At 75.0% G+C, this 15,455-nt stretch carries 18 protein-coding genes; 8 read left to right on the top strand and 10 right to left on the bottom strand.

The features are described from left to right. Positions 1-33 precede the first annotated feature (33 nt). The 3 genes from ACZ514_RS04835 to ACZ514_RS04825 form a co-directional block, all read right to left on the bottom strand. Entirely contained in the window at positions 34-603 is a 570-nt protein-coding gene (locus ACZ514_RS04835) for a GNAT family N-acetyltransferase (protein WP_468173743.1), read from the bottom strand. 187 nt (positions 604-790) lie between these two features. Beyond that, complete coding sequence (locus tag ACZ514_RS04830; RefSeq protein ID WP_468173745.1) at positions 791-1,222, bottom strand: ankyrin repeat domain-containing protein; 432 nt, start codon at positions 1,220-1,222, stop codon at positions 791-793. 79 nt (positions 1,223-1,301) lie between these two features. Continuing rightward, positions 1,302-1,763: a hypothetical protein gene (locus tag ACZ514_RS04825; RefSeq protein ID WP_468173747.1), complete on the bottom strand. Its 462-nt coding sequence runs from the start codon at positions 1,761-1,763 to the stop codon at positions 1,302-1,304. A gap of 262 nt (positions 1,764-2,025) precedes the next feature. Here ACZ514_RS04825 and ACZ514_RS04820 point away from each other — a divergent pair, with 262 nt between their 5' ends. Further along, positions 2,026-2,250: a hypothetical protein gene (locus ACZ514_RS04820; RefSeq protein WP_469124115.1), complete on the top strand. Its 225-nt coding sequence runs from the start codon at positions 2,026-2,028 to the stop codon at positions 2,248-2,250. A 143-nt stretch (positions 2,251-2,393) separates the two neighbouring features. Here ACZ514_RS04820 and ACZ514_RS04815 read toward each other — a convergent pair whose 3' ends face one another. The 3 genes from ACZ514_RS04815 to ACZ514_RS04805 form a co-directional block, all read right to left on the bottom strand. Continuing rightward, a complete protein-coding gene (locus ACZ514_RS04815; RefSeq protein WP_469124195.1) occupies positions 2,394-2,834 on the bottom strand; it encodes a DUF2267 domain-containing protein in 441 nt (146 codons plus the stop codon). 60 nt (positions 2,835-2,894) lie between these two features. Further along, entirely contained in the window at positions 2,895-3,290 is a 396-nt protein-coding gene (locus ACZ514_RS04810; RefSeq protein WP_468173751.1) for a DUF2267 domain-containing protein, read from the bottom strand. A gap of 148 nt (positions 3,291-3,438) precedes the next feature. Further along, positions 3,439-3,873: an Hsp20/alpha crystallin family protein gene (locus tag ACZ514_RS04805; protein WP_468173753.1), complete on the bottom strand. Its 435-nt coding sequence runs from the start codon at positions 3,871-3,873 to the stop codon at positions 3,439-3,441. Positions 3,874-3,975: 102 nt separating this feature from the next. Here ACZ514_RS04805 and ACZ514_RS04800 point away from each other — a divergent pair, with 102 nt between their 5' ends. From ACZ514_RS04800 to ACZ514_RS04790, 3 genes are all read left to right on the top strand, one after another. Further along, complete coding sequence (locus ACZ514_RS04800) at positions 3,976-4,686, top strand: type III effector protein (protein WP_468694426.1); 711 nt, start codon at positions 3,976-3,978, stop codon at positions 4,684-4,686. Between the two features lie 236 nt (positions 4,687-4,922). Next, a complete protein-coding gene (locus tag ACZ514_RS04795) occupies positions 4,923-5,198 on the top strand; it encodes an isoamylase early set domain-containing protein (protein WP_468173757.1) in 276 nt (91 codons plus the stop codon). A 386-nt stretch (positions 5,199-5,584) separates the two neighbouring features. Continuing rightward, complete coding sequence (locus ACZ514_RS04790; RefSeq protein ID WP_468173759.1) at positions 5,585-6,970, top strand: M20/M25/M40 family metallo-hydrolase; 1,386 nt, start codon at positions 5,585-5,587, stop codon at positions 6,968-6,970. Positions 6,971-7,015: 45 nt separating this feature from the next. On the opposite strand, the gene ACZ514_RS04785 is transcribed toward ACZ514_RS04790, so the two are convergent. Beyond that, complete coding sequence (locus ACZ514_RS04785) at positions 7,016-8,287, bottom strand: preATP grasp domain-containing protein (RefSeq protein ID WP_469124114.1); 1,272 nt, start codon at positions 8,285-8,287, stop codon at positions 7,016-7,018. Positions 8,288-8,514: 227 nt separating this feature from the next. On the opposite strand from ACZ514_RS04785, the gene ACZ514_RS04780 reads away from it, so the two are divergent. The 3 genes from ACZ514_RS04780 to ACZ514_RS04770 are packed head-to-tail and all read left to right on the top strand — an operon-like array spanning position 8,515 to position 12,028. After that, positions 8,515-10,191 (top strand): NAD(P)/FAD-dependent oxidoreductase, encoded by a 1,677-nt coding sequence (locus tag ACZ514_RS04780; RefSeq protein WP_469124113.1) that lies wholly within the window; start codon positions 8,515-8,517, stop codon positions 10,189-10,191. 23 nt (positions 10,192-10,214) lie between these two features. Further along, the gene (locus ACZ514_RS04775; RefSeq protein ID WP_468173864.1) at positions 10,215-11,678 is read left to right on the top strand and encodes an ATP-binding protein; all 1,464 of its coding nucleotides are present in this window, start codon (positions 10,215-10,217) and stop codon (positions 11,676-11,678) included. Beyond that, a complete protein-coding gene (locus ACZ514_RS04770; protein WP_468173765.1) occupies positions 11,675-12,028 on the top strand; it encodes a UBP-type zinc finger domain-containing protein in 354 nt (117 codons plus the stop codon). Before ACZ514_RS04775 ends, ACZ514_RS04770 begins: the two co-directional genes overlap by 4 nt. Before the next feature lie 297 nt (positions 12,029-12,325). Here the strand turns inward: ACZ514_RS04770 and ACZ514_RS04765 are convergent, their stop codons facing one another. Continuing rightward, positions 12,326-12,808, bottom strand: coding sequence for a cupin domain-containing protein (locus ACZ514_RS04765; protein WP_469124112.1), 483 nt, complete (start codon positions 12,806-12,808; stop codon positions 12,326-12,328). 146 nt (positions 12,809-12,954) lie between these two features. Here ACZ514_RS04765 and ACZ514_RS04760 point away from each other — a divergent pair, with 146 nt between their 5' ends. After that, entirely contained in the window at positions 12,955-13,836 is an 882-nt protein-coding gene (locus ACZ514_RS04760) for a LysR family transcriptional regulator (protein WP_469124111.1), read from the top strand. Positions 13,837-13,843: 7 nt separating this feature from the next. Here the strand turns inward: ACZ514_RS04760 and ACZ514_RS04755 are convergent, their stop codons facing one another. Further along, positions 13,844-14,548 carry a VanZ family protein gene (locus ACZ514_RS04755; protein WP_469124110.1) on the bottom strand — a complete coding sequence of 235 codons (705 nt, stop codon included), beginning with the start codon at positions 14,546-14,548 and terminating at the stop codon, positions 13,844-13,846. A gap of 88 nt (positions 14,549-14,636) precedes the next feature. Beyond that, positions 14,637-15,329 carry a hypothetical protein gene (locus ACZ514_RS04750; RefSeq protein WP_469124109.1) on the bottom strand — a complete coding sequence of 231 codons (693 nt, stop codon included), beginning with the start codon at positions 15,327-15,329 and terminating at the stop codon, positions 14,637-14,639. Positions 15,330-15,455 lie beyond the last annotated feature (126 nt).

Here is a 15,455-nt window from a genome sequence, read left to right as displayed (position 1 = left end):
GCGGTCCGCCTCGACCGCCGCCGGCCGCACTTCTCACTGCCGGCGGTGCTCCGGCGCCGAGGTCATCCGGTAGCGGGCCGACTCGCCGCCGTCCTCGGCGCGCGAGGTCTCGTACCGTTCGAAACCGGCCTTCTCCAGGACGCGGACGGAGGCCGGGTTCGCGGTCTCCACCGCCGCGGCCACCGTGTGGACGCCGGGCGCGGCCAGGGCGTGCGCGGCGAGCGCCCGGGTGGCCTCCGTGGCGTAGCCCCGTCCCCGGCGGGAGGGGACCACGCCGTAACCGAGCTCCAGGACGCCCTCGTCCGGCGGCCAGAACAGGCCGATCGAGCCCACCACGAGGCCGCTGTCCCGTTCGGCGATCAGCCGGTGGCCGTACGGGCCGAGCCAGTCGGGGTGGTCGCCCAGGAGTCCCGCGATGACGCGGTCGCCGTCGGCGGGGAAGTCCTCGGCCCAGCCGGCCGGCCGGGAGCCGGCCCGCGCCTCGGTCCTGGTGCCGGTGCCGGTGCCGGTGAGAACGGCGGCGATGGTCTCGGGCGTCCAGCCGCGGAGCACCAGCCGCTCGGTGGTCAGATCGGTGAGGTCGTTCGAAGGTGCGTGACGCACGGTTGTCTCCAGGTCGTTCGGAACGACCGGACCGCGTCGCGTCAGCGCACGGTCCGGAAAAGGGCATGCCGAGAAAGGCCGTCGACGGCCATATTCATCAACCTCCCTGTTCCCGGTCCGTGTCGGCGCGCGTCCCGCGTGCCCGGAAGACCGTAGCAGGCTCCCCGACATCACCCCTCGCGGGCGCTCATCCAGCCGGTGCGTGCGGGTGTGCTCCTGCCGCGAGGAGCGCCTCGGCCGTCTCCTGGTGCGGGCCCGCCAGCGCCCAGCCGAGCGGGGTACGCCCCGTGCCGTGGTCCTCCCGGAGGTTCGGGTCGGCGCCCCGGGCGAGGAGTTCGCGCACCACGTCGGTGTGGCCCCAGCACGCGGCCGCGCACAGGGGGGTGCCCTCGGTGCCGCGTCCGCTTTCGGCGTTCGGGGAGGCGCCGGCCGTCAGGAGGGAGCGGACGGCGTCGAGAGCCCCGTGCACGGATGCCGCGTACAGAGGGGTGGTGCCCTCCGCGTCGGCCGTCTCCGGGTGAGCGCCGGCCCGCAGGAGGGCTCGGACACGGTCGGTCCGTCCGAACATCGCAGCTGCGACGAGTTGCCTCGTCAGTTTCTTCTGCCGTCTTCGGTTCACAGGGGCCCAGGTTAGTCCGCGGCAGGTCCGACCTGGCGGCGGAACGGAGCCGGTTCCTCCCGTCCGGCCGTCGGTCTGCTCATCCGCCGGCGCTCGCGGACGGCCCGCGGGGTGTGCCGTCCGGACTCGGTCCGAAGGCGGCCGAGAGGACAGTGGGGAGGTCCGCTTCCGGAAGTGCTGCCCGTATCTCGGCCAGGACCTGGGGGAAGTCCTCGTCGTCGACGAAACCCCTGTGTTCCTGGCGCAGTCGGTGAATGACCTCGACGAGTTCGGGCCGTAGGCGCATCCAGGCACGGGAGGAACGGATCTCCGCGTCGACCTGGTCCATGAACCAGCGCATGACGTCGTGGGGGACTTCCAGGTGCCGCCCGCGAGGGTGGAAACGCACCGTCGGTTCCCGTGCCGGGTCCTCGTCGGGGACGATCGCGGTCGCCAGGTGGAGTTGCTCGGCGGCACGCTCCAGTTCGAGGTACCAGGCGTCATCGGCCACGGAGTACACCGTGGTGACGGCGTAGTGGCCGGCGGGGTGTCGGAGGGGCATGGCCTCATGCTTTCACGCTCGGCGGGGCGCGGCGTCGCCCCCTGGCCGGCGGCCGGGCCGTGGGTGCGGCCGGGCGCCGGGATGGTGCCGGCCGGGCCCGGGGCGGGGCGGGCCGCCTCGGTGCCGGCCGTGCGGTGGGAGGAGGCGGTGTCGCCGAGGGTGCGGCGCAGCAGACGGGTCGGGGCGGCGCCGCCGGGCGGGGCGGGGCGGGGCCGGTGGAGGGGAGCAGCCCGTCGGCGAGGTCGAGGAGGAGGCGGGGCTGTTGCTGCCAGCCGTAGGCGAAGAACGCGGTTCCGTGCTCGTGGAGGCGGCGGGCGAGCCCGAGGAGCCCGTGCAGGCCCGGGACGTCGAGGAAGTCGAGGCCGTGCATGTCGCAGGCGACGACGGCCGGCGTGTCGTCCTCCAGGCCGGCGACGGTCTCCCGGAGGCGGGCCAGGTGTCCGCGTCGAGCTCGCCCACCAGGGTCAGGTGCACGGTGGGTCCGTAGCGTCGCGCGGTGACCCGGAAGCCGCGGTCCATGGCGTTCACCTCGCCGCCGTTCGTGCAGGGGGTGCTGTGTCCGGGAGTGCGGGGCTCCTCGGCCCGCCCTGTGCCGCTCCGCCGCCACCGGGACGTTCCGGTGGCGGTCCGTCAGGCCGCCTGGCCGCGGCGGAGTTCGGCCTGTCCGAAGAGGAGGGCCCAGCCCTCCGGCAGGCGGTCGATGAGGCGGTTCAGGAGGGCGGGACCGGCGAGGCGGGCCACGACGGTCAGGACGGCGCCGGTCTCCCAGCGGGCGACGGCGGGAGTACGGCCGGTCCGCGTCGCGAGGTCCTTGACGAAGTTCCAGCCCGTGAGCGGGGCGGCCTGCGGGACTTCCGCGCCGAGCGCCAGCGCGGCCTCGAGCGGGAGACACCGGGCGAGGTCGTCCCGTTCGTCCTCGCCGAGCTGCCGGCCGAGGGCGGTCATGACCCGCTGTACGGCTTCCGCGGCCCGCTCCGTGGTGGGGTAGGCGCCGTCGTATCGGACCTGCTCCAGCATCTGCTCGTACGTCGTGCCGGGCGTCTGCGAGGTGAGGACGGGCTGGTCGAGCACGGCTGTCACGCCTTTCTCGTGTGAGGGTCGGGGTGGGCTGGGTGGCCGTGCGGCCCGCCGTCAGGCGGGCTGCGGGCGGCCGAAGAGGGTGTCGTACCCGGCGGGGAGCTGGAACAGGACGCGTCGGGTGAGTTCCTCGCCCGCGGCGTCGGCGACGACGCTGAGGACGGCGGAGACGTCCCAGGTCGCGGTGGCCTGGGACGCGCCCTCGATCCATGCCGCCGTGGCACGGACGAAACGTTCCGGGCTGAGGGGCTCCGCCGCGGGGAGCGGGTTGAGCAGGATCAGGGCGTACGACTCGGGCAGGCGCGCGGCGAGTTCGCTCCGTTCCGCCCCGAGGAGGTGGGCGCCGAGCAGGGCCAGTACGACGCGGGCCGCCCGGTCCGCCTCCTGGCGGGTGTTGTATTCACCGCGTTCCTGGACGTGGTCGAGGAACGCGTCCCATCGCAGGGTCATCGCCTGAGACCTCCACGGAAACGGTCTGTGATCCGGGGGTGGAGGGGGCGAAGGACGGGTGCCGAGGGGGAGGGAAGGATGGTCCCGTCCTTCGCCGGCTCCGCGGGGCGGCCGGTCGCCCGCCGCGGCGGGCCGGGGCCCCTGGGCGTCAGCCGCTGATCTGCTTGCGGCCGCCTTCCGCGTTGATGCTGATCTTGCGGGGCTTGGCTCGCTCGGCGATCGGGATGCGCAGGGTCAGGACACCCGCGTCGTAGTCGGCGGCGATGTGCTCGGTGTCGAGGGTGTCGGCGAGCACGATCTGCCGGGAGAAGACGCCCAGGGGCCGCTCGGACAGCTCCATCTGCACGTCGTCCGACTTCACGGCGGGCCGGCGCTCGGCCTTGACGGTCAGCATGTTCCGCTCGACGTCGATGTCGATCGCATCCGGGCTCACGCCGGGGAGGTCGAAGGCGATGACGTACTCCTCGCCCTCGCGGTAGGCGTCCATCGGCATCACGGACGGCTTCGACCACGTCCCGGACGCACCCGACAGCTGCTGGACGATCCGGTCCATCTCGCGGAACGGGTCAGTGCGCATCAACATCGCGAAACACCTCCAGTCGGTTCAGGCAGGAACTGCCAATGCGCTTCCATCTCCCCCTGTTGTAGCATGTCATCGGAACGATGACAACAACGGTGTCATCCGATGGACGACAACAGGCTGGAGTGCCCCATGTCCCCCTCTGGTGAAGACGCCCAGGCCGGCCCGCCCGCCCCCCGAAGGCCGTCCCCGGCCTCCTTCTGGGCCGCGGCGAGCGCCTTGGAAGCCATCCGGACGGCGATCCACGAGGTGCACACGGCCGGGGCCGACGGCGCCCTCGACCCGTCGGACGGCCCGGACCGCGCCCTGGACTCCCTCAGGCTCCTGCGCGAGACGCGCGAGGAACTCGCCGGATGGGAGAGCGCGCTGATCGAGACCGCCCGGGCGGCCGGTGCCAGCTGGGCCGACCTGGCCGGCCCGCTCGGCGTGGCCAGCAGGCAGGCAGCCGAACGCCGCTACCTGCGGCTCCGTCCCGGGGCCGCCGACACCACCGGCGACCAGCGCGTCCAGGCCGTCCGGGACCGGCGCGCCGCGGACCGCACCGTCACCACCTGGGCACGGGAGAACGCGGGCACGCTGCGGCAGCTGGCCGGGCAGATCATCGGACTGACCGACCTGCCCGCCGGCTCGCACGGCAGGATCGACGAACTCAACAAGGCCCTCGCGCACCATGACGCGGCCCGCCTGGTGGAACCGCTGTCCGCCACGCAGGACGATCTGCACGGCGCGCACGGCGATCTCGCCCGGCGCGTCGAAGCCGTCAAGGACCACACCCGCCGGCTGCGCAGCCACAGCAACAGGCAGCGCGGCGCCTGAGGACCCGGCGCTCGCCGGGTGCGGTCGGCCCGTCGTCGAGGGGCTGCGGAGCGGCCGCCTCCGTGGGCGCGCCCTGCGCGCGGGCATGACGGCCGCGGTGCTCCGGCGGCGCCGGACGGGCAGGCGACTGCCCGGGTGACGCCGCCGCCGCCGGCGGCCCCGTCCGCGTACGCCCGGTGGGCGCCGGGGCGAGGATGCACGGGCGCATTCCTCCCACTTCGCCGCTGGAGACACCCGTGCTCGAACGCAAGCAGGTCAAGGGCCGCACCCAGGTCACCTTCGTCCTCCCGGCCCACACTCCCGACGGGCCGGTCAGCGTGGTCGGCGACTTCAACCACTGGAACCCCGCCGCCCACCCCCTCGAGCCCCGTGGCGACGGCACCCGAGCCGCCACCGTCGCGCTCCCCCGCCACAGCGCGCACTCCTTCCGCTACCTCGCCGCCGGGGACTACTGGTTCAACGACGAGACGGCCGACAGCCACGACGGCCCGAACAGCCGCTTGCACACCTGAACGCCCGCGCGGGCCGGCGGCCGTGCGGCGCCCCGGGTGGGCCGCGCGGTCCGCAAGGCCCCGTACGCAAGGGCCCCGACCAGCCGGGGGGGGTGGGCTGGCCGGGGCGGGCCCCGGCCGGCGGGGGGGGGATGCCGACCGGGGGCACAGGGGGCGGGGGCCACGGGAGCGGCCGCTTGCGGCGGTCACGCGACCCCAGCCCCTCGATCCTCGCAGGAAAACGCCCGTCAGGCCCGCCGGACACGCACGCCCATCCGTACCGCCCCGGCGGACCGCGGCGCAGCGCGGCCCTCGCCGGCGGGGCGGGCCCGAGGGACCGCGAGGGCCCGCACCCGGTCCCGAGTCCGCGGGCGGTTGGGCGGACGCGGGCGGGGCAGGCGCCCGCCATGAGCCGTGACCTGCGAGGGCATGGGCCAGTACCGGGGCCGGAGGCCCTCGCGGCACTGGCGGAGTGGGTCGCCGTCGAGTCGGTCTCCTCGGACCCCGGCCGGGCGGCCCGGGTACGCCGTTCCGCCCACTGGCTGGTGGACGCGCTGCACGGGGCGGGCTGGCCCCGGGCCGAAGTGTGGGAGACCGACGGGTTGCCGGCCGTGTACGGCTGCTGGCCGGCGGCCGATCCCGGCGCCCCGGTGCTGCTGGTGTACAGCCACCACGACGTCCACCCCGCCGATCCGTCCGAGTGGCGGGTGACCGCGCCGTTCACCCCCCGGCTCCGTGCGGGCCGGCTGTACGGGCGCGGCGCCTCCGACGCCAAGGGCCAGGTCATGTGCCACCTGTGGGCGCTGCGCGCCCACCTGGGGCAACGTCCGGCGCCCGCCGTGACCGTGAAGTACCTGGTCGAGGGCGAGGAGGAGATCGGCTCCGGGCACCTCGCCCAGCTGCTGTCGGAGCACGCCGGCGAGCTCGCCGCCGATGTGGTCATGGTCTCCGACACCATGCTCTGGTCACTGGAGGAGCCGACCGTCTGCACCCTGGTCCGCGGCTCCGTCACCGCCTCCCTCACCGTCCGGGGTGCCCGGCGGGACCTCCACAGCGGTGCCTTCTCCGGCGCGGCCGCGAACCCGGTCTTCGAACTGTGCAGGCTGGTGGACCTGCTGCGCGACGCCCGCGGGCGCGTCGCCCTGCCCGGGTTCTACGACGCGGTGCCGGATCCCCCACCCGCCCTGCGGGCCTCGCTGGACACCCTGCCCTTCCGCCTGTCCGACTGGCTCGCCGAGACGGGCACGTTCCGGGCCGACGGCGAGGCCGGGTTCGGGGTGCCGCGGCGCCTGTGGACGCGGCCCTCCGTGGAGGTCGCCCGCCTCACGACCGGCGCGGGGGGTGTCCCCTCGCTCGGGCTGATCCCGGCGGAGGCCGCTGCCGACGTCCTGCTCCGGCTGGTCCCCGGGCAGCGGGCCGAGGAGGTGGCGGGGCAGCTGCGCACCTGGCTGGACGGGAACCGGCAGCCGGACTTCCACTACGGCCTCGACGTCTCCCCGACCATCTCCGACCCCTACGCGACGCCCGAGGACCATCCCGCGCTCGGGGTGCTGCTGCGGGCGGTGGGCGATGCGTACGGCGCGCCGGCGCGGCGCATCGGCAACGGCGGCGCCGCCCCCGCCGCGCAGCTCTCGCGCGCCTGTGACGCTCCGGTGCTCTTCTTCGGGACGGGGCTGCCGGGGGACCACTGGCACGGCCCGGACGAGCGGGTCGAGGTACGGGCCCTCGAGCTGGGCGTCCGGGCGCTGGCCGGGTTCCTCGACGGGCTCGCGTCCTTGCCCCGGCCGTGGTGACGGGGTTTTCCGGGCGCCCGTGGTGCCGGGCTTCCGGACGCGCGGTCACCATGCCGCGTGCAGGTCCTCCTCGTACCGGGCCAGCCGGTCGTGTCCGTCGGCGATCACCGCGTACCGCCAGCGGAGCCCGTCCCTGGGCGCGCCCGCGTAGAGCACGATGCCCCCGGCGCGTTCCGGGTCGTAGGCGAGACGGTGGGACCGGAGCCGGTCCAGGGCTTCGGCGAAGCCGTACGGACGGCCGGCGCGGACGGTGCCCGTGGCCCAGGCCGGTTCCCCGGCCCCGGCGCGGCGGGCGAGGCGGGTCACCATGACGTGCGGGGTGGTGGTGGCGGTACGGCGGACGTTGCTCTCCCCGGCGAAGAGTTCACCGTCGGCGGACACCATGGCGTCCAGGCTGAAGGGGCCCGCGTACCCGTGCCCCGCGAGACGGTCGCCGAGCGCACGGCCCCATGCCTCCAGCGCGGGCCGCACCGCGGGAGGGACGGAGGCGGGCAGCGGGGAGACGTAGCCCGTGAAGGAACCGGACGCCGTGCGCATCTCGCCGCTGAACACCGGGCGGGACCCGTGCGGCCCCGTCTCCATCTGGATGCTCACCGACCGCGCGACGTCGATCCACTCCTCGACCACCCACAGCCCCCGTTCCCCGCCGACCGCGGCGAGGTCACCGGCCGTCCAGGTCCCGGCGGCGGCCGGGAGGAAGAGCAGGCCGTGGCCTCCGGCGGACCGGTCCGGTTTGACGACGACCCGCCCGTGCGAGCGCAGCAGCCCGGCCACGGCCGCGGCCACGCCGTCCCGGCGGCACACCAGGCCGTCGGGCAGCCGCATGCCGAGCTCCCGCGCCGCCCGGCGGAAACCGGCCTTGGTGTTGAGCAGGGCCGTCACCTCCAGCGCTGCCTCGGCCTCCTCGATGCCGGCGTACGGGGCCACGGGAACCCCCAGCTCACGCGCGAGGGCCACCGCCGAGCCGTCCAGCGCGGTCGCGACGACCGCTTCCAGCGGCCGCCGGCCGGCCGCCGCGCGCACCGCGGCGGCGTCCTCGGCGCGCGTCCGGGCCTCGGTGAGCACCGTCACCGATCCGCGGGGCACGGCCGTCAGGTCACAGGCGTAGCGGAGGAACTCCTCCGCGACCGGTACGGGGGACAGCAGTACGTCGCCCTCGCGCAGGGTCCACACCTCGCGCGGCGCCTGCTCCGCCCAGGCACGCAGCACGTCCCGTTCGGCGGGGTCGACGGCCAGGTCCGACACGAGGTTCGCGTACACGACCAGGGCGCCGGATCCGGTCGTGGCCGCGCCGGGGACGCGCGCGGGTCCGGTCATCATCCCTCCCGGGGGGCGGTTCGGCGGGAACGGCGGCGGGACACCCCGTCCACCGGCTGGACCCCGCCTACCCCGTGTGCGGGGGCGCACCCCGCGCGCCGGGTGCCGGGGCCGCCGGCGAGGGCCGTCCCGGAGCGGTCCCGGCCGGCCGAACATACGATGGGCGGGAACCGGCGCGTACGGCGGCTCGCCGTACCGCCTCCCGGCGCACTCGGGGCGGAGACCGTATGGCGCAGCCCGTCGAGACCGCGCGGACCGTCATCCTGACCGTGGACGACGATCCGGGCGTCTCCCGTGCCATCGCGCGTGACCTGCGCCGCCGCTACGGCTCCGGTCACCGGATCGTGCGCGCGGAGTCCGGCGAGTCGGCGCTGGAGGCGCTGCGCGAGCTCAAGCTGCGGGGCGATCCGGTCGCGGTGATCCTCGCCGACTACCGCATGCCCCGCATGAACGGCATCGAGTTCCTCGAACAGGCGATGCACGTGTATCCGGGCGCGCGGCGCGTGCTGCTGACCGCGTACGCCGACACGAACGCCGCCATCGACGCGATCAACGTGGTCGACCTCGACCACTACCTCCTCAAGCCCTGGGACCCGCCGGAGGAGAAGCTGTACCCGGTCCTGGACGACCTGCTCACGGCCTGGCGTTCCAGCGACCACCGCCCGGTCCCCGCCACCAAGGTGGTCGGACACCGCTGGTCGGCCCGCTCCTCGCTGGTGCGGGAGTTCCTGGCCCGCAACCAGGTGCCGTACCGCTGGTACGCGTCCGACGAGCCGGAGGGGCGGCGGCTGCTGGAGGCGGCCGGCGCCGACGGCCGGCGGCTGCCCCTGGTGATCACCCCGGAGGGCACCGCGCTGATCGAACCGGAGGCCGCCGAGCTGGCCGCCCGCGTGGGGCTGGCGACGACGCCGGCCGCCGAGTTCTACGACCTGGTGGTCATCGGCGGCGGCCCGGCCGGGCTGGGCGCGGCGGTGTACGGGGCCTCCGAGGGGCTGCGTACCGTCCTGGTCGAGCGGTCGGCGACCGGCGGACAGGCGGGGCAGAGCTCCCGCATCGAGAACTACCTGGGTTTCCCGGACGGTGTGTCGGGGGCGCAGCTCACGGAACGCGCCCGCCGCCAGGCCGCCCGTTTCGGCGCCGAGCTCCTCACGGCGCGCGAGGTCACGGGCCTGGAGGTCAGCGGTCCGGCGCGGGTGGTCCGCTTCTCCGACGGCTCGGCGGTCGCCGCGCACAGCGTCATCCTGGCGACCGGTGTCACGTACCGGCAGCTGGGCGCGCCGGGCTGCGAGGGCCTGACCGGCTGCGGGGTGTACTACGGGTCCTCGCTGACGGAGGCGTCCTCCTGCCTGGGGCAGGACGTGTACGTGGTCGGCGGCGCGAACTCGGCGGGACAGGCGGCGGTGTACCTGGCGCGCGGCGCGAAGTCGGTGACGCTGCTGGTCCGCGGGGAGTCGCTGACGGCCTCCATGTCGTACTACCTGGTCCAGCAGATCGAGGAGACGCCGAACATCACGGTGCGGACCCGGACCGTCGTCGAGGAGGCGCACGGCGACGGGCACCTGGAGCGGCTGACGCTGCGGGACGTGGGCAGCGGAGCGAGCGAACTCGTCGACTGCCTGTGGCTGTTCGTGTTCATCGGCGCGGCCCCGCTGACCGACTGGCTGGAGGGCACGGTGCTGCGTGACGAGCACGGCTTCATCCTGGCCGGACCGGACCTCACACCGGACGGCCGGCCGCCGGCGGAGTGGGGACTGGACCGCCCGCCCTACCACCTGGAGACCAACGTTCCCGGGGTGTTCGTGGCCGGTGACGCGCGCGCCCGGTCGGCGAAGCGCGTCGCGTCCGCCGTCGGAGAGGGTGCCATGGCCGTGATGCTGGTCCACCGGTATCTGGAGCAGTCGTGAACGGGCCGGGCGGCGGGCTGGTGATGCCGTGCGCACCGCACGAGATCGCGTCCCTGTTCCTGTTCGAGGAACTGTCGCCGGAGCAGCTCGGCCGGCTGTGCCGCGAGGGGCGGGTGGAGCGGTTCGAAGCCGGCCCGGTGTACGCCGAGGGTGAGCCCGCGACCTGTTTCTACGTGATGATCGAGGGCACCGTCGTGCTGTCGCGGCGGGTGGGCGGTGACGACGTCGAAGTGAGCCGCACCTCGCAGCGCGGGGTGTACGCGGGTGCGATGCAGGCCTATCTGGGTGACCGGGTGCCCCAGACGTACGTCAACTCGCTGCGGGTGACGGAGCCGACGCGGTTCTTCGTCCTGCCCGCGCAGTCGTTCGCGGACATCATGCGGGAGTGGTTCCCGATGGCGGCGCACCTGCTGGAGGGCCTGTTCTTCGGTTCGCGGAACACGCAGCGGGCCATCGGGCAGCGTGAACGGCTGCTGGCGCTCGGCTCGTTGTCCGCCGGACTGACCCACGAGCTGAACAACCCCGCCGCGGCGGCCGTGCGGGCCACGGCGGCGCTGCGGGAACGGGTCGGCAAGATGCGGCACAAGCTGGCCCACATCTCGCAGGGCCAGTACGCGCGGGAGGCGATCGCCGATCTCATCGGGATCCAGGAGCGGACGGTCGAACGCGTCGCGAAGGCACCGGTGCTGAGCCCGATGGAGGCCTCCGACCGGGAGGAGGAGCTGGCCGACTGGCTGGAGGACCACGGCTTCCCGGAAGGGTGGCGGGTGGCACCGGTCTTCGTACAGGCCGGGCTGGACACCGACTGGCTGGAGCAGGTCGCGGCGGCCGTGGCCGGGGACCTGCTGCCGGCGGCGATCGGCTGGCTCAACTACACGGTCGAGACCGAACTGCTGATGGACGAGATCGACGACTCCGTGACCCGCATCTCCCACCTCGTGGACGCGGCCAAGCAGTACGCGCAGCTCGACCGGGCCCCGTACCGGGTGGTGGACGTCCACGAACTCCTCGACAGCACCCTGCTGATGCTGTCCGGCAAGATCGGGCCCGGGGTGCGGGTGGTCAAGGAGTACGACCGCTCCGTGCCGGCCGTGCCCGCCTACCCGGCGGAACTCAACCAGGTGTGGACCAACCTGATCGACAACGCCGTGTCCGCCATCGCTGAGACCGGCGGCGACGGGACCCTGACGGTCCGTACGGCGCGGGAGGGCGACCGGCTGCTGGTGGAGTTCCGCGACACCGGCCCGGGGATCCCTCCGGAGATCCGCGGCCGCATCTACGACCCCTTCTTCACCACCAAACCGGTCGGCGAGGGCACCGGGCTCGGCCTGGACATCTCCTGGCGGATCGTGGTCAACAAGCACCACGGCAGCCTCCAGGTCGAATCCGTCCCCGGCGACACCCGTTTCCAGGTGCTGCTGCCGCTGACCGCGCCCGGCACACCCCACTCACCCGACACACCCGACTCACCCGAGGAGACCGCATGACCGGGATCGACGGAATCGACCCTGCCGTCCCGCCCTCCGGCACCGGCTGCGTCGAATGCCAGGCCGTGGACGGCTGGTGGTTCCATCTGCGCCGCTGCGCCCAGTGCGGGCACATCGGCTGCTGCGACTCCTCGCCGGCGCAGCACGCCACCGCCCACTGGAAGGCCACCGGCCATCCGCTGGTGCAGAGCTTCGAGCCGGGCGAGGACTGGTTCTGGAACTACGCCACGGACTCCCTGTACGAGGGCGGTCCCGCGCTGGCCCCTCCGACGGAGCACCCGCCCACCCAGCCGGTCCCGGGGCCGGCCGAGCGTCTCCCCGAGGACTGGACGAGACGGCTCCACCAGTGACCGGCTCCGGGGGAGGCGGGGTCGGGGGACGGTCGTCGTCCCGCCGACGGGCCCGGGGACCGCTGGGGGGCCAGTGGGCGCCGGGGGCTTGGGCCGGGCCGGGTCCGCGGGGAGGCATGGACGCGGCCGCGGGCCGTGCCTGCGGCGGGACGACGGAGCGGTGCCGTCTCGGCGGCCCGCAGGCGGTGGCCCCGGGAGGGGGGCCGCCTGCGGTCGCCAGCCGCGGTGTCGCCGGTCTGGCGAGACGTGCCGCCGTCACGGACGCGTGTGTCCCCGATCGGCGGGCCCAAACCCCCGCTAGGGGCGGGCAGTTCCGGGACGGGCGCCGGCGAAGTGCACGTCGTACCGGTCCTGCGCGTCCAGCAGCGTCTCGCAGGGCTCCTCCCCCCGTCGCACCCGTCCCAGCGCCCGGAAGTAGCCGAAGCGGTCGGTACTCGGCGTCAGGAGCACCAGCAGCTCCGCCCCCTGCCCCGGGGCGGCGCCGAAGGCGTGGACGGTGCCCGGCGGGACCACCACCAGTCCGCCTTCCGGCACGGTCTCGGCGCGTTCCGCGCCGGTGCCGTGGAGCAGGAAGCGTGCGGTGCCGCCCATGACGAAGAACGCCTCCGTCGAGCGGCTGTGGTGATGGGGGCCGGCGCCCTCGGCTCCGGCGGGCAGGGTCAGCCGGTTGACGCCCAGGGCGCCCCCCGTGTCGGAGGCGTCGGCGAGCAGCCGGAAGCCGCCCCCGCCGGGCAGTGCGATGTGCTCGGCCTCCTCGGGCCGTATGACGAACGGGTTCACGGTCGCTGCTCCTCGCATCGACGGGTGGGGTGGTCGCCCCCATTCGACCGCGGGAACAAGGCACGGACCAGAACCGGTTGACGATCACGGCCATCCCGGATCGAGATGGCCCTGGAGCGGCAGCGGGCGTCACACGGGGGGTGAAGGTGGAACTGCGGCAACTGGGGTACTTCGTCGCGGTGGCCGAGGAGGGGGGTTTCGGCCGGGCCGCCGACAGCCTGGGCATCGTCCAGTCCGCCGTCAGCACCCAGGTGGCCCGGCTGGAACGGCAGCTCGGGGTGGTGCTCTTCCACCGGGGCGGGCGGCGGACCGTCCTGACGGGCGCGGGCGAGGCCCTGCTGCCGCAGGCCCGGGCCGTGCTGGAGGCGGCCGGCCGTACGCGGGCCCTGGCCGCCCGCATCGCCGACGGAACCGCCGGCCTGCTGCGGCTGGGTGCCGTACGCGGCCCGGGCGAGCGCACCCACCGGCTGCTCCACCGCCTCGCGGGGGGCACGGGCTCCTTCCGCGTCGCCCTGCGCCACCTCCCGGCGGCGCAGCGGCTGCGCTGTCTGCGCGACGGCGAGCTCGACGCCGCGTTCGTACGCGGTGCACCGGCCGCCGCTCCCGGCATCGCCCTGCTGGAGGCCTGGCGGGACCCCTTGTACGCGGCCCTGCCGGCCGGCCACCCGCTGGCAGCCCGCCGCGTCCTCGGCCTGGAGGATCTGGCGGGACTACCGCTGCGGCTGGCGGAACGGCCGGCGAACCCGCCCTTCCACGACCTGGTCACCGGGATGCTGCGGGCGGCCGGGGTCCAGCGTCCCGCGCTGGGGCCCCGGTTCACTACCCTGTCCGAGACCCTCGCGTGCATCGCCTCGGCCACCGAGCCCTCGTGGACGGTGTTCTACGAGGTGACCGGCCTGCCCGACTTCCCCGGGGTCACGGTACTGCCCCTGGCCGGACCCGGGCTGACCACCTGGCTGGCGGTCCCGGACGGCCTGCCCGCGCCGGCGCTGCGCGGACTGCTCGCGGCGCTGGACCCACCGGGCTGAGCCGGCGTCAGCCGCGTCCGTCGCTCGGGCCGGGGTGCGGGGCGGGACCGTGGGCCGGGGCGGGGGCCGGGGCGGCCCGGCGGCGGGTCAGGCGGTGCCACCAGTGACGGCGGCGCGGGTGTACGGCCCGGCCCATCCGGCGGCCCAGGAGGAGGTAACCCAGCAGGGCTCCCGCGGTGTTGAGGAGGAGGTCGTCCACGTCGAAGGCGCGGCCGGTGACCAGGGCGCCCTGGATGAGTTCCACGAGGGTCATCACGACGGCCGTCACCGCAGCCACCCGCAGCAGCCCGCGCGCCTGGGGAAGCAGGACGGGGAGCAGCACCCCGAAGGGAACGCCCAGCAGGACGTTGCCCCCGAGCTGCTGGACGGCCTCCTTGAAGGAGGCGCTCTCGAGGTACGGGCCGATCGAGGCGCCCGGGTGGGTGTTGCTGTGCGCGATCCCGGCCGAGGCCGCCGAGGGCTCCAGGGTGACGTGCGCCAGGGCCAGGCTGAACAGGACGGTCCCGGCGAAGGCGGCCAGCATCGCGAGGGCCCGTAACACCGGGCGGGCGGGGGGCCGGAGCGGGGGAACGGGCTCCCGCGTCCCTGCCGCCCGTTCGGCCCGCTCCACACGTTCGGCCCGTTCCGCCCGCTCGGCCCTGCGCTCCGCCCGTTCCGGCCGCTGCATCCGCTTCGGCCGGCGCAACGCGGCGAGCCTTCCGCCTATGTCCATGGACCGCTCCCTCCTCCGTGACCCGCTCCTGCCGTGCAGGCCCGTGTACCCCGGCGCGGGGTGCCGACGCGGGTGAGGCGGATGCCCGTCAGCCGCGGGGCCGGCCGGGGTGGGGCTGGGCGTGCGGGTGGGGCTGGCGGGGCGGGGATCCCTGCCAGGGCTGGCACCCCGCGGGCTGCTGAGGGGGCGGCGCGGTGGGACGGGCGCCGCGCAGCAGGGCGTCGAAGCGGTCGTGGAGGTCGCGTGCGCTGTCGGGCGGGGGGACGAAGGCGGTGACGGTCCCGTCGGTGTGCCGGACCGTCACCACGCTGCCCGCGCGGGGGTCGTGCTGGTGCCACACCCCGGCGACGGCCGCGGCGGGTACCCACCCCTGCTCGGTCTCCGGGCCGCCGCCGCCCCACCGGCGGCGCAGCGCCCGCCGGTAGCCCGGGAACACGAGCGCCGGGAACGTCGCGACGGCGAACAGGAACAGCACCGCTCCGGCGATCACCCCGCTCGTCCAGTGCAGCAGCACGAGGAGCGTGCCGTAGCAGAGGGAGACGATGCCCGCCCACAGGCAGGCCGTGACGGCGGCCTCCGGCGCTCCGGCCTTGCGGAGCAGGCCGTAGAGCCCCACCGACGCGAGCAGCACCACCAGGGTGACGCATCCGGCCCCCTCGCCGGAGAACGCGTCCGCGACGCGGCCGGCGCGCCGGTCCGGCCGGACGGCGTAGCCGTGGTCATGGAACCGGACCGATATCCGCCCGCCGGGGGCGGCGCTCACGCCCTTGATCTCGTACATGATGATCACGCTAGCGTCGGCGGCCGCCCCCGGGCGGACCGCCCCCCGGGTTCGCCGTTCCGCTCATGTTGGCCGAAACCCGGGCTCCCTGCCGCCCGCCGCCCTGACCTAGCCTGCGGACCGGAC

The sequence above is a fragment of the Streptomyces sp. NPDC034086 genome, from assembly GCF_055575515.1.
Note: the sequence above shows the minus strand (reverse complement) of the source record. Positions and strands in the feature narration are given on the sequence as shown.

Coding starts and splice junctions, on each gene's coding strand:
- ACZ514_RS04810 (WP_468173751.1), bottom strand. CDS start 3,290: ATGACCCTGCGATGGGACGCGTTCCTCGACCACGTCCAGGAACGCGGT.
- ACZ514_RS04800 (WP_468694426.1), top strand. CDS start 3,976: ATGGACGACAACAGGCTGGAGTGCCCCATGTCCCCCTCTGGTGAAGAC.
- ACZ514_RS04790 (WP_468173759.1), top strand. CDS start 5,585: ATGAGCCGTGACCTGCGAGGGCATGGGCCAGTACCGGGGCCGGAGGCC.
- ACZ514_RS04755 (WP_469124110.1), bottom strand. CDS start 14,548: ATGGACATAGGCGGAAGGCTCGCCGCGTTGCGCCGGCCGAAGCGGATG.
- ACZ514_RS04770 (WP_468173765.1), top strand. CDS start 11,675: ATGACCGGGATCGACGGAATCGACCCTGCCGTCCCGCCCTCCGGCACC.
- ACZ514_RS04780 (WP_469124113.1), top strand. CDS start 8,515: ATGGCGCAGCCCGTCGAGACCGCGCGGACCGTCATCCTGACCGTGGAC.
- ACZ514_RS04805 (WP_468173753.1), bottom strand. CDS start 3,873: ATGTTGATGCGCACTGACCCGTTCCGCGAGATGGACCGGATCGTCCAG.
- ACZ514_RS04775 (WP_468173864.1), top strand. CDS start 10,215: ATGCCGTGCGCACCGCACGAGATCGCGTCCCTGTTCCTGTTCGAGGAA.
- ACZ514_RS04825 (WP_468173747.1), bottom strand. CDS start 1,763: ATGCCCCTCCGACACCCCGCCGGCCACTACGCCGTCACCACGGTGTAC.
- ACZ514_RS04785 (WP_469124114.1), bottom strand. CDS start 8,287: ATGACCGGACCCGCGCGCGTCCCCGGCGCGGCCACGACCGGATCCGGC.
- ACZ514_RS04750 (WP_469124109.1), bottom strand. CDS start 15,329: ATGTACGAGATCAAGGGCGTGAGCGCCGCCCCCGGCGGGCGGATATCG.